Genomic DNA, 12,075 nt, shown 5'->3' on the forward strand with positions numbered 1-12,075 from the left:
CGTACCGGCGGCCGCTGGACTGGGTCCGTGCCGTCCGACCCGCCGACCCTCCTCTGCGCCGCCCGGGACCTCCTCCTCGGCGGCTCGTGCGCGGCGTGCGGCCGCCGGGGCAGCGTGCTGTGCCCCGGCTGCCGGGCCCTCCTCGCGCACGAGGCGCCCGGTGCAGCGCGGCCGACCCGCCCCGACCCGTGCCCTCAGGGTCTGCCGCCGACCTGGGCGTGCGCTGCCTACGAGGGTGCGCTGCGGGAGCTGGTCGTCGCGCACAAGGAGCACGGGCAGCAGGCCCTCGCCGCGCCGTTGGGTGCGCTGCTGGCCGAGTCGGTGCTCGCGGCGCTCGCGGGTGCGGGCGACCACGTCCCCAGCGGCAGGCCCGTCCTCCTCGTACCAGCCCCCTCGCGGCCGTCCGCGGTGCGCGCGCGGGGGAGGGACGCCGCGCTCGTGCTGGTCCGTGCCGCGTCGCGCACGCTCCGGCGCCGCGGCGTACCGGTGGTGGTGGCGCCGCTGCTCACCACCCGCGCGGGTCTGGTGGACCAGGCCGGGCTCGGGGCCGAGGAGCGGATGGCCAACCTCGACGGCTCCCTCAGGGTGCGGCCGGAGCGGTTGCGGCGGCTCTCGCGCCGGACCCCGGAGATCGCCGGCGTGGTGCTCTGCGACGACGTCGTGACCACCGGGGCCACGCTGGCTGAGGCGTCCCGGGCGCTCCGGGCGGTCGGCCTGCCGGTCCTCGGGGCCGCCACGCTGGGGGCCACCGGCCGGCGCCGCACCGGACCGCCCGGGGGGTCCCAGGTGAGGAGTTCCTGAAAGCCGACCTAGGTCCCTTCCGCACCACCGGCGTTGCGCCTATCGTCTCGTCATGGAGTCCGTCCGGGTCCGTGGTTGCGTCGTAGGGGCGCCCCGGTCAGTCCGGATGCCCCCGCGGCAAGCCGATGCCAGTCGCAGGCGAAACGGTCCACGTAACCGCCCTCGGGCGGGATCACGGTGCGGCTTAGTCGTAAGTCCTGCCTCGGCCCGGCCGCCACATGCGGCCGACGTCGGGAGAGGGTCAGTAGTGGCAGAGAAGCTGCGAGAGCCCCAGCAGGCGAGTGTGGGGACGAAGACCAGGTCGGCCGGACGGACTCCTCCTGCCACACCAACGGCGCACCTGTGAGTGCGCTCTGAGGAGGATTCCCATGGAAGTTGTCGTCACCGGCCGGAACTGCGAGATCAAGGAAGGCTTCCGGGACCACGTCACCGAGAAGCTCGCGAAGCTCGAGAAGCACGACCACCGGATCATGCGGGTGCACGTGGAGGTGGACTGCGAGCCCAACCCGCGCCAGCACGACCGCGCGGTGCACGTCGAGCTGACGGCGTTCTCCAAGGGCCCGGTGATCCGGGCCGAGGCGGCCGCCGACGACAAGATGGGAGCCCTCGACCTGGCCCTGGACAAGATGGCCACCCAGATGCGCAAGGCGGCCGACCGCAAGCGCATCCACCGCGGCGGCAAGCGGCCGATCTCGGTCGGCCAGGCCACCGCGGGCCTGCCGCCGGTCGGGGACGGCCCGGGAGGCCTGGCGCTGGAGGAGGAGTCCGAGGCCAGCGAGCGCAGCGAGGAGCGCTACGTCGGCCCGATCGCGGTCACCGGTGACGGCCCCCTGGTCGTGCGCGAGAAGACCCACCCCGCCACCCCGATGACGCTGGACCAGGCGCTCTACGAGATGGAGCTGGTGGGCCACGACTTCTACCTCTTCGTCGACAAGGAGAGCGAGCGGCCCGCGGTCGTCTACCGCCGGCGCGGCTACGACTACGGCGTGATCTCCCTCGACCTCGGTGGCGAGGGGTCCCCGGAGTAGCCCGCCCGTAGTCCCAGCGAGCCATCGACGGCACGTCCGGGTAGCCCGAGGGTGTCCACCCGAGGGGCCCGGACGTGCCATGATGCGCCCGTGCCAGGTACCCAGAGCGAGGAGTCGATCCGCGTCCTCGTCGTCGACGACCAGGAGCTGTTCCGTCGAGGGCTCACCATGCTGCTCTCCGTCGAGGAGGGCATCGAGGTCGTCGGTGAGGCCGGCGACGGCGTCGAGGGCACCGAGCTGGCCGCCAGCTCCGCCCCCGACGTGGTCCTGCTGGACGTGCGGATGCCCAAGCGCTCGGGCATCGAGGCCTGCAAGGCCATCAAGGAGGCCGTCCCCTCGGCCAAGATCATCATGCTCACCGTCTCCGACGAGGAGGCCGACCTCTACGAGGCCGTCAAGAGCGGCGCCGCGGGCTACCTGCTCAAGGACTCCTCCATCGAGGAGGTCGCCCAGGCCGTCCGGGTCGTCTCCGAGGGCCAGTCGCTGATCAGCCCCTCGATGGCGGTGAAGCTGATCGACGAGTTCAAGCAGATGTCCAAGCCCGAGCGCGAGCACATGCCCGGCCTGCGTCTCACCGAGCGCGAGCTCGAGGTCCTGCGGCTGGTGGCCACCGGCAAGAACAACCGCGAGATCGCCAAGGACCTCTTCATCTCCGAGAACACGGTCAAGAACCACGTGCGCAACATCCTCGAGAAGCTGCAGCTGCACTCGCGGATGGAAGCCGTGATGTACGCCGTCAAGGAAAAGCTCCTCGACCTGCCGTAGGTCCGACGCATGGAGTCCCTGAGCCGCGCCCAGGCGCGCCGGGTCGCCCTGGCGGCCCAAGGCTTCCTCGACCCGCCGCACGCGGTGCCGACGCTGCGCACCTTCGACCGCACCCTGGCCCGCACGGGCGTGCTCCAGGTCGACTCGGTGAACGTGCTGCAGCGCGCGCACTACATGCCGCTCTACTCGCGGATGGGCCCCTACGACGCGCACCCCGCCACCGGCCTGCTGGCCCGGGCGGCGGAGCGGCGGCCGCGTCGCGTGGTGGAGTACTGGGCGCACGTCCAGGCCTTCATGCCCGTGGAGCTGTGGCCGCTCATGCAGCACCGGATGGAGACCTACCGCGCCGGTCGCGGGAAGTGGTGGAAGGACGTCGACGACGCCCTGGTCGACCGAGTCAGGAGCGCGGTCGCGGCGGGGGACGGCCCGGTCACGGCCCGTGGGCTCGAGGAGCGGCTGGGTGCCGGCGGCCCGCGTCGCAAGGACCACTGGGGCTGGAACTGGTCGGAGGTGCGCAAGGTCCTCGACTACCTCTACATGTGCGGCGAGCTGGCCGTCGCCGGTCGCAACGCCCAGTTCGAGGTGCGCTACGACGTACCCGAACGGGTGCTGCCCGCCTCCGTGCTGGCGCTGCCGACGCCCAGCCCCCAGGAGGCCGTCACCGAGCTGGTCCGACGGGCGGCACGCTCCCACGGTGTGGCCAGCGCCGCCTGCCTGGCCGACTACTACCGGCTGCGCCAGCAGCCCGACCCGCGCCGTCCGGGGCTGCCCAGCACCGCGGTGGCGGTCCAGCAGCTGGTCGAGGAGGGCGAGCTGCTGCCCGTGACGGTCGAGGGGTGGCGCAGGCCGGCCTACCTCCACCGCGGCGCCCGGGTGCCCCGCCGGGTCGGTGCCCGCTCGCTGCTGAGCCCCTTCGACCCGGTGGTGTGGGAGCGGGACCGCACCGAGCACCTCTTCGACTTCCACTACCGGATCGAGATCTACACACCGCCGGAGAAGCGGGTGCACGGGTACTACGTGCTGCCGTTCCTGCTCGGGGACGAGCTGGTGGCGCGGGTCGACCTCAAGGCCGACCGGGGCGCCGCCGACGGCGGGCTCCTGCGGGTCGCCGCGGCCTGGGCCGAGCGCGGGGCGCCGGCCGCGACGGCCACCGAGCTGGCCGTCGAGCTGCACCGCCTCGCCGGCTGGCTGGGGCTCGCCGGGGTGGTGGTCGCCCCGCGGGGTGACCTCGCACCGGAGCTCTCCGCCGCCTGCGGTGCGCTTTAGGGTCCGCTCACCCGGCTGGGTAGAGTGACCGCGGCCCGACGCAGCCGTGCGGGTCAGCCTGAGCATGAGGGAGCAGCAACGCCGTGCCCGCGATTCTCGACAAGATCCTCCGCATCGGCGAGGGAAAGATCCTGCGCCAGCTCGAGGGGGTCGCGAAGGCCGTCAACGCCATCGAGGACGACTTCGTCGCGATGTCCGACGCCGAGCTGCAGGGCATGACCGACGAGCTGCGCCAGCGGCACGCCGACGGCGAGTCCCTCGACGACCTGATGCCGGAGGCCTTCGCCACCGTGCGTGAGGCGGCCAAGCGGGTGCTCGGCATGCGCCCCTTCGACGTCCAGATCATGGGTGGCGCGGCGCTGCACCTGGGCAACATCGCCGAGATGAAGACCGGTGAGGGCAAGACCCTCGTCGCGGTCGCCCCGGCGTACCTCAACGCGATCGCCGGCAAGGGCGTCCACGTCGTCACCGTCAACGACTACCTCGCGCGCTACCAGTCCGAGCAGATGGGCCGCGTGCACAACTGGCTGGGCCTGACCGTCGGCGTGATCCTGCCCGACATGCGCCCCGACGCCCGTCGCAAGGCCTACGCCTGCGACATCACCTACGCCACCAACAACGAGCTCGGCTTCGACTACCTCCGCGACAACATGGCCTCCTCGCTCGAGGAGTGCGTGCAGCGCGGCCACAACTTCGCGATCGTCGACGAGGTCGACTCGATCCTCATCGACGAGGCCCGCACGCCGCTGATCATCTCCGGCCCCACCCAGGACGAGGTGAAGTGGTACGGCGAGTTCTCCAAGATCGTCGCCAAGCTCCAGAAGGACGTCGACTACGAGGTCGACGAGAAGAAGCGCACGATCTCCGTCCTCGAGCCCGGCATCACCAAGGTCGAGGACCACCTCGGCATCGAGAACCTCTACGAGTCGGCCAACACCCCGCTGATCTCCTTCCTCAACAATGGCATCAAGGCCAAGGAGCTGTTCCGTCGCGACAAGGAGTACGTCGTGATGAACGGCGAGGTGCTCATCGTCGACGAGCACACCGGCCGCATCCTGTCGGGTCGTCGCTACAACGACGGCCTGCACCAGGCCATCGAGGCGAAGGAGAAGGTGACCGTCCGCGAGGAGTACCAGACCCTCGCCACCGTCACGCTGCAGAACTTCTTCCGGCTCTACGACAAGCTCTCCGGCATGACCGGCACGGCCATGACCGAGGCCTCGGAGTTCGACAAGATCTACTCCCTCGGCGTCGTGCCCATCCCGACCAACCGCCCGATGGTCCGCGTCGACCAGCCCGACCTGGTCTACCGCACCGAGGAGGCGAAGTACGACGCCGTCGCCGAGGACATCGCCGAGAAGCACAAGACCGGGCAGCCGATCCTGGTGGGCACGGTCTCGGTCGAGAAGTCCGACTACCTCTCGGCGCTGCTGAAGAAGAAGGGCGTCCCGCACAACGTCCTCAACGCCAAGATGCACGCCGACGAGGCCAAGATCGTCGCGATGGCCGGCCACAAGGGAGCGGTCACCGTCGCCACCAACATGGCCGGTCGAGGCACCGACATCATGCTCGGCGGCAACGTGGAGTTCCTCGCCGACGCCGAGCTGCGCAAGCAGGGCCTCGAGCCGACCGGCGAGACCGCCGAGGCCTACGACGCGGCGTGGCCGGCGACCCTGGAGCGGATCAAGGCCCAAGTCGCCGCGGAGGCCGAGGAGGTCCGTGAGCTCGGCGGCCTCTACGTCCTGGGCACCGAGCGCCACGAGTCGCGCCGCATCGACAACCAGCTGCGCGGTCGTTCCGGCCGTCAGGGCGACCCGGGCGAGTCGCGGTTCTACCTCTCGCTGCAGGACGAGCTCATGCGGCTGTTCAAGTCCGACTGGGTCGACCGGGTGCTGCAGGTGCTGCGGATCCCCGACGATGTCCCGATCGAGAACAAGCGCGTCACCAACGCCATCGCCAACGCGCAGGGCCAGGTGGAGTCGCAGAACTTCGAGTCCCGCAAGAACGTCCTGAAGTACGACGACGTCATGGACCGCCAGCGCAAGGTGATCTACGCCGAGCGCCGCGAGGTGCTCGAGGGCAAGGACCTCACCGAGCAGATCCGCGGCTTCGTCGACGACGTCGTCGCCGGCTACGTCACCGGGGCCACCCAGGACGTCGCGGAGGAGTGGGACCTCGACGCCCTCACCACCGCGCTGTCCCAGCTCTACCCCCTCAGCGTCGACCTGCACGCTTGGTACGACGAGAGCGGCGGCGGCAACGCCGCGGACCGCGACGAGCTGATCGGCCTGCTCCAGGCCGACGCGCACGCCGCCTACGAGGCCCGCGAAGCGGAGGTCGGCTCGGAGGTCATGCGCGAGCTCGAGCGCCGCGTCATCCTCTCGGTGCTGGACCGCAAGTGGCGCGAGCACCTCTACGAGATGGACTACCTGCGCGAGGGCATCTACCTGCGGGCCTACTCCCAGCGCGACCCGCTCGTGGAGTACCAGCGCGAGGGCTTCGACATGTTCGCCGCGGTCATGGACGGCATCAAGGAGGAGACCGTCGGGTTCCTCTTCAACCTCCAGGTCACCGTGGAGGAGGAGGACGAGGGCGAGGAGGACGAGGTGCTCACCGTGGCCCCCGGCCTGCGCTCCCCGGTCGCCGGCGGTGCCGCCCCGCAGATCAAGGCCAAGGGCCTCGACGCCCCGGCCGCTCCCGCGAACCTCACCTACACCGCGCCCAGCGAGACCGGTGACGCCGAGGTCCGGGCTGCCGCGCCGGCCGCGGACGACCCGTACGCCGGTGCGACCCGCAACGCCAAGTGCCCCTGCGGCTCGGGCAAGAAGTACAAGCACTGCCACGGCGCGTCCGGTGGCCCCACGGGGATGACCACGCGCGCCGGCGGCTGACCCGCAGCGCCGGGACCCAGCCTCAGGCGAAGTCGAGCGCCGTGCAGACCCACCCGCGGTCCGCACGGCGCTCGAAGCGTGCTGCGACCGCGCGGGAGCGCTCCCCGTGGCGCACCCGCGCCGCGGCCTCGAGCACCCCGGGGGTGGGGTAGCTCGCGTGCAGGGTCTGCAGCCGGGCCCGCACCGGGTGCGCCCGCTCCGGGTCGCGCACCGAGGCCAGGGCCAGCAGGTGCGTGCGGCGGCGGAGGTCGGCGTACACCGTGGGGGAGAGCCAGCGCACGAGCTGGCTGGACGGGCGCACGCCGCCGACGACCTCGAGGGCGGCCTGGACGATGTGGCGCGCCCAGCGCTCGGTCTCGGCGCGCTCGCGGCGATCGATCGGCACGACGTCGGCGTCGGGGCCGACCTCGTGGCGGGCAGCGAGAGGCGCGACCGGCTCGGCCTCGAGGTAGGGGGCCAGGTCGAGGGCGAGGGAGCCCTGGACCTCGGCGAAGGGCACGGCGGACAGCACGGACATCTCAGGTCTCCTGCGGGTCGGGGGCGGGCAGCACGAGCGGCACGCCGGGTCGGACGAAGTGCGGGTCGGGCCCGACGAGGGCCCGGTTGGCGTCGTGGATGCGGGGCCAGTACGCCGCGACGTCGGCGTCGCCGGCCGGCAGGCCGTGGTCGCGCAGGGCCGCCTCGGCGACCCGCCACAGGGAGTCGCCCGGGCGGACCGTGACCCGGTCGGGTGCGGCAGCGCTCGAGCGGACGATGATCGGGCCGGAGGCCGGCTGGGGCCCCGCGGGCGGCTGGACGGTCTGCGTCACGCGGTCGCCGGCGTCGCGCTCCAGGCTGCCCGGGGTGGCGGCGGCGGGTCCGGCGACGGCACCGGCGACCAGGCCGCCGACCGCGACCGCCCCGCAGGCCCGCAGCAGCACGCGGCGGACCGGCGCGGGGAGCCCGCGGTGGGGAACGGGTGCGGAGCGCACCACCGGGACGACCACCGCCGTGGTCACCGCGAGCACCCAGCAGGCGGCGACCACGAGCGCCCACGCGGCGGCCGTGACCACGACCGCCTCGAAGTCGGACGCGTCGCTGCTCGGCCGCAGGTCGGGAGCGAGGAGCGCCACCGTGCCGAGGACGAGCGCCAAGGCGCCGAACCACACCGCGGCGCACCGGGCGATGGACGTGTTCCCGAGAGTCATCGTGCTGAACCTTGCGTTTGCGTCTGTTTGCATCTGTCTGGATCAGTAGACGTGGCGATGCTTCGCCTGTCAACGCAGGAGCGACCGCCCTGTGGAGGAGCGTTTGCCGCCGCGGGCGGCGGGGGAGGTGCCCGGGCATGGCGTGGGAGGAGCAGGTGTTCTCGCTGCTCGAGGACCTCGAGCAGCAGGCGGAGGCGCTCTACGACGCCGAGCGCGGGCCGGAGCTGGCCGACCGGGTGCGGGCGGAGTACGCCGCGGTCACGCTCGCCTCACGGCTGGCTGCCACCGAGGGCAGCCCCGTGGAGCTCGACGTGCAGGGCGTGGGCCGTTTGGCCGGTCACCTGGACCGGGTCGCCGCCGGCTGGGTGTCGTTGGAGGTGGCGGGCACGGACTGGGTCGTGCGCACGGCCGCCGTGGTCGAGGTGCGCGGCGCCTCGGAGCGGGCGCTGCCCGAGGTGGCGTGGTCGCCGCTGGGCCGGCTGGGGGTCGGCTCCGCGCTGCGCCGGCTCGCCGACGCGGGGGAGCCGTGCTGGTGGCACCGGCTCGACGGCGGACGCGTCGAGGGCGTGCCGGCCCGGGTCGGTGCGGACTTCGTGGAGCTGCGCACGGGCCGGGAGGGCCGCACGGTCCTGGTGGCGCTCGACGCCCTGGCCGCGGTGGCTCGGGTCGGCTGAGCAGCGCTCAGGTGGCCTCGCGGTCGTAGGGCGGGACCTCGCCGTCGTCCAGCGGCCGCTGCCTGCGGCGCGAGCGCCGCTGCTCGAGCTCGTCGAGCTCCTCGTCGTCCTCGCCGGCCTCGTTCATCGCCTCGATGATGTGCTTGCGCACGATGGTGCGCGGGTCGAGGTCGCGCAGCTCGAGGTCGGCGTACTCCGGGCCGAGCTCCTGGCGCAGCTCGTCGCGCGCGTTCATCGCGAACTTGCGCGCGGTGCGCGCCCAGGCACCGGCCTGCTTGGCCAGCACGGGGAGGCGGTCGGGTCCGAAGACCAGCACCGCGACGAACGCGATGACGGCCAGCTCCGACAGCCCGACTCCGAACACGTGTGAAGCCTAGGGCACGACCGGGAGGACCCGCCCGCCGAGGATCAGAGCCGGCCCGCGGGGGTCAGGCCGAGCTGCATGCCTGCCAGCCCGCGGCCGCGACCGGCGAGCTTGCCGGCGACCTCGATGAGGACCTGCGCGGCCGGGGCCGTCGGGTCGCTCTCGACGATCGGCTTGCCGGCGTCGCCGCCCTCGCGCAGCGAGGTGTCCAGCGGCACCTGGCCCAGGACGGGCACGGTGTAGCCGAAGCGCTCGGAGAGGGTGCGGGCCACCCGCTCGCCGCCGCCGCTGCCGAAGATCTCCAGGCGGTGGTCCTCGGCGGGGTCGCAGTGCGGGCAGGGAAGGTAGCTCATGTTCTCCACGACGCCCACGACGCGCTGGTGCATCATCGAGGCCATCGTGCCGGCGCGCTCGGCGACCTCGGCGGCGGCCTCCTGGGGCGTGGTCACGACCACGACCTCGGCGCCGGGCAGGTGCTGGCCCAGGGAGATCGCGATGTCGCCGGTGCCCGGCGGCAGGTCGAGGAGCAGGACGTCCAGGTCGCCCCAGTAGACGTCGGCCAGCATCTGCACCAGGGCCCGGTCGAGCATCGGGCCGCGCCAGGCCACGACCTGGTCGCGGCGCGGCTTGAGCATGCCGATGGAGATGACCGAGACGCCGGAGGCCGTGGGGACCGGCATGATCAGGTCGTCGACCTGGGTCGGGCGGGAGTCGGCGACACCGAGCATGGCCGGCACCGAGTGACCGTAGATGTCGGCGTCGACGACGCCGACCTTCAGGCCCTGGGCGGCCATCGCGAGGGCGAGGTTGACCGTCACCGAGGACTTGCCGACGCCGCCCTTGCCGGAGGCGATCGCGAACACCTTGGTCAGCGACCCGGGCTGGGCGAAGGGGATCTCGCGCTGCGCGCGGCCGTCGCTGAGGATCTCCTTCAGGCCCGCGCGCTGCTCGTCGGTCATGACCCCGAGGGTCAGGCGCACGTCGGTGATGCCGGGGACCTTTGAGACCGCGCCGGTGACGTCGCGGGTGATGGTGTCCTTCAGCGGGCACCCGGCGACGGTGAGCAGCACGGTGACGTCCACGCCGCCGGCCTCGTCGATCTCGAGGGTGTCGACCATGCCGAGGTCGGTGATGGGTCGCTTGATCTCGGGGTCGTTCACGGTCGCCAGGGCGGCGCGGACCTGCTCGAGGAGGGTGCTGCTCATGATGCTCGAGTCTAGGTGCTGCCCGGCTGCTCCCCGCCCTCGGGAGACGTGGCGGACGTCTCGTCCGACCCGCGGTCGGCCTCCCGCTCGCGACGCTCGGCCTCGCGCTCGTCCATGTCGGCCAGCAGCGCCCGCAGCTCCGAGCGCACGAAGTCGCGCGTCGCGACCTCGCCGACGGCCATCCGCAGCGAGGCGACCTCGCGGGCGAGGAACTCCATGTCGGCGTGGGCGCGGGCGTTGGCCTGCCGGTCCTGCTCGGCCACGACCTTGTCGCGCATCTCCTGGCGGTTCTGGGCCAGCAGGATCAGCGGAGCGGCGTACGACGCCTGGAGGCTGAGCATCAGGGTCAGGAAGATGAAGGGGTAGTCGTCGAAGGAGGACTCGCCCGGCACGACGCTGTTCCACACCACCCACGCCGCGACGAAGAGCGTCATGTAGAACAGGAACGTCGCGGTGCCCATGAAGCGGGCGAAGTTCTCGGCGAAGACCCCGAAGGAGTCGGTGTCGAAGCGCGGGCGCCGCACCAGCGAGCGGCGGACCTCGCGGGGGGTGTCCAGGCGCGGGCGCCGCTCGGACCCGCCGGAGCGCTCAGCCACCGCTCACCTCGCGCTGGCTGCGCAGCTGCTGGCTGCGGAGGCCCAGGGAGCGGTCGCGCCAGCCCTCGGGGAGCATGTGGTCGAGCAGGTCGTCGACCGTGACCGCGCCGAGCAGGTGCCCGGCCTCGTCGACCACCGGCGCGGCCACGAGGTTGTACGTCGCCAGGTGGGCCGCCACCTCGTCGATGGTCATCTCCGGGCGCAGCGTCTCGCTGCCGTCGTCGAGCGCCCCCGCCACGAGCGAGGAGGGCATCTCCCGCAGCAGCCGCTGGATGTGGCCGACGCCGAGGAACTTGCCCGTCGGGGTCTCCAGCGGCTGCCGGCAGACGTAGACCTGGCTGGCCAGCGACGGGGTGAGGTCGGGGTTGCGCACGTGGGCCAAGGCGTCGGCGACGGTGGCGTCCGGGCCCAGGATCACCGGCTCGGGGGTCATCATCGCGCCGGCGGTGTCCTGGACGTAGGACATGAGCCGGCGGACGTCCTCGGCCTCCTCGGGCTCCATCAGGTCCAGCAGCGCGGTCGCGGTCTCCGGCGGCAGCTCGGCGATCAGGTCGGCCGCGTCGTCGGGGGACATCTCCTCCAGGACGTCCGCGGCGCGCTCCTCCTCCAGGTGGCTGAGGATCTCGACCTGGTCCTCCTCCGGCAGCTCCTCGAGCACGTCGGCGAGCCGCTCGTCGTCGAGCGCGCTCACCACGGCGCTGCGCCGCTCGGGCGGCAGCTCGTGGATCATGTTGGCCGCGTCGGCCGGCTTCATCTCGTTGAGCGCGTGGACGAGGTGGGTGGCGCCCTGGGCCTCGTCGCGGCGGGTCAGCCCCTCGACGTCGCGCCACTCCACGACGTGGGTCTGCCCGCGCCGGCGCAGGCCCTTGCCCGGCTCCTGCACCGCCACCCGGGAGAGCACCCAGTCGCGGTTGCGGGCCTGCTCCATCGCCACGTCGTAGACCGTGCCGGTGACCCCGCTGCCGGGGATGGTGACCGTGCGGTCGAGCATCTGGCCGATCACCAGGGTCTCGGTGGTGCGCTGCTCGAAGCGGCGCATGTTGAGCAGCCCGGTCGTGTAGACCTGCCCGGCGTCGATGTTGGTCACCCGCGTCATCGGCACGAATATCCGGCGTCGGCCGAAGACCTCGCCGACCAGGCCGAGCACCCGCGGCTGGCTGGTCTCCGAGCGCACGGCCGCGACGACGTCGCGGACCTTGCCGACCTGGTCGCCCTGGGGGTCGAAGATGGGGAGGCCGACCAGCCGTGCGGCGTACACGCGGACCGGGCTGGAGCTCACGACCCGAGGCTAGGGCATG

General features: G+C 72.5%; 12 protein-coding genes. 6 read left to right on the forward strand and 6 right to left on the reverse strand.

What is annotated here, in order from left to right; translation table 11 throughout:
- Nucleotides 1-27 precede the first annotated feature (27 nt).
- From ACYVID_RS14020 to secA, 5 genes are all read left to right on the forward strand, one after another.
- Nucleotides 28-801 (forward strand): ComF family protein, encoded by a 774-nt coding sequence (locus tag ACYVID_RS14020; protein WP_460738047.1) that lies wholly within the window; start codon nucleotides 28-30, stop codon nucleotides 799-801.
- Nucleotides 802-1,169: 368 nt separating this feature from the next.
- Entirely contained in the window at nucleotides 1,170-1,829 is a 660-nt protein-coding gene (hpf, locus tag ACYVID_RS14025) for a ribosome hibernation-promoting factor, HPF/YfiA family (RefSeq protein ID WP_460738049.1), read from the forward strand.
- Between the two features lie 90 nt (nucleotides 1,830-1,919).
- On the forward strand, nucleotides 1,920-2,594 hold the full coding sequence (locus tag ACYVID_RS14030) for a response regulator (RefSeq protein WP_300644746.1): 675 nt from the start codon (nucleotides 1,920-1,922) through the stop codon (nucleotides 2,592-2,594).
- 9 nt (nucleotides 2,595-2,603) lie between these two features.
- Nucleotides 2,604-3,860 (forward strand): winged helix-turn-helix domain-containing protein, encoded by a 1,257-nt coding sequence (locus ACYVID_RS14035; RefSeq protein WP_460738051.1) that lies wholly within the window; start codon nucleotides 2,604-2,606, stop codon nucleotides 3,858-3,860.
- A gap of 83 nt (nucleotides 3,861-3,943) precedes the next feature.
- Nucleotides 3,944-6,751: a preprotein translocase subunit SecA gene (secA, locus tag ACYVID_RS14040; protein WP_460738053.1), complete on the forward strand. Its 2,808-nt coding sequence runs from the start codon at nucleotides 3,944-3,946 to the stop codon at nucleotides 6,749-6,751.
- A gap of 22 nt (nucleotides 6,752-6,773) precedes the next feature.
- On the opposite strand, the gene ACYVID_RS14045 is transcribed toward secA, so the two are convergent.
- Together ACYVID_RS14045 and ACYVID_RS14050 are read right to left on the reverse strand one after the other, a co-directional pair.
- Complete coding sequence (locus tag ACYVID_RS14045) at nucleotides 6,774-7,268, reverse strand: Rv3235 family protein (protein ID WP_460738055.1); 495 nt, start codon at nucleotides 7,266-7,268, stop codon at nucleotides 6,774-6,776.
- Between the two features lies 1 nt (nucleotide 7,269).
- Nucleotides 7,270-7,938 (reverse strand): LysM peptidoglycan-binding domain-containing protein, encoded by a 669-nt coding sequence (locus ACYVID_RS14050; protein WP_460738057.1) that lies wholly within the window; start codon nucleotides 7,936-7,938, stop codon nucleotides 7,270-7,272.
- Nucleotides 7,939-8,075: 137 nt separating this feature from the next.
- Between ACYVID_RS14050 and ACYVID_RS14055 the strand changes: the two genes are divergently transcribed.
- Entirely contained in the window at nucleotides 8,076-8,612 is a 537-nt protein-coding gene (locus tag ACYVID_RS14055; protein WP_460738059.1) for a hypothetical protein, read from the forward strand.
- Between the two features lie 7 nt (nucleotides 8,613-8,619).
- Here ACYVID_RS14055 and ACYVID_RS14060 read toward each other — a convergent pair whose 3' ends face one another.
- The 4 genes from ACYVID_RS14060 to ACYVID_RS14075 are packed head-to-tail and all read right to left on the reverse strand — an operon-like array spanning nucleotide 8,620 to nucleotide 12,056.
- A complete protein-coding gene (locus tag ACYVID_RS14060; RefSeq protein ID WP_460738060.1) occupies nucleotides 8,620-8,976 on the reverse strand; it encodes a sec-independent translocase in 357 nt (118 codons plus the stop codon).
- Between the two features lie 44 nt (nucleotides 8,977-9,020).
- Entirely contained in the window at nucleotides 9,021-10,181 is a 1,161-nt protein-coding gene (locus tag ACYVID_RS14065; RefSeq protein WP_460738062.1) for an Mrp/NBP35 family ATP-binding protein, read from the reverse strand.
- An 11-nt stretch (nucleotides 10,182-10,192) separates the two neighbouring features.
- On the reverse strand, nucleotides 10,193-10,777 hold the full coding sequence (locus ACYVID_RS14070; RefSeq protein ID WP_460738064.1) for a DUF1003 domain-containing protein: 585 nt from the start codon (nucleotides 10,775-10,777) through the stop codon (nucleotides 10,193-10,195).
- On the reverse strand, nucleotides 10,770-12,056 hold the full coding sequence (locus tag ACYVID_RS14075; RefSeq protein WP_460738066.1) for a magnesium transporter MgtE N-terminal domain-containing protein: 1,287 nt from the start codon (nucleotides 12,054-12,056) through the stop codon (nucleotides 10,770-10,772). The genes ACYVID_RS14070 and ACYVID_RS14075 overlap by 8 nt, the downstream gene beginning before the upstream one ends.
- Nucleotides 12,057-12,075: the final 19 nt, after the last annotated feature.

The sequence above is a fragment of the Nocardioides ginkgobilobae genome, assembly GCF_054781275.1.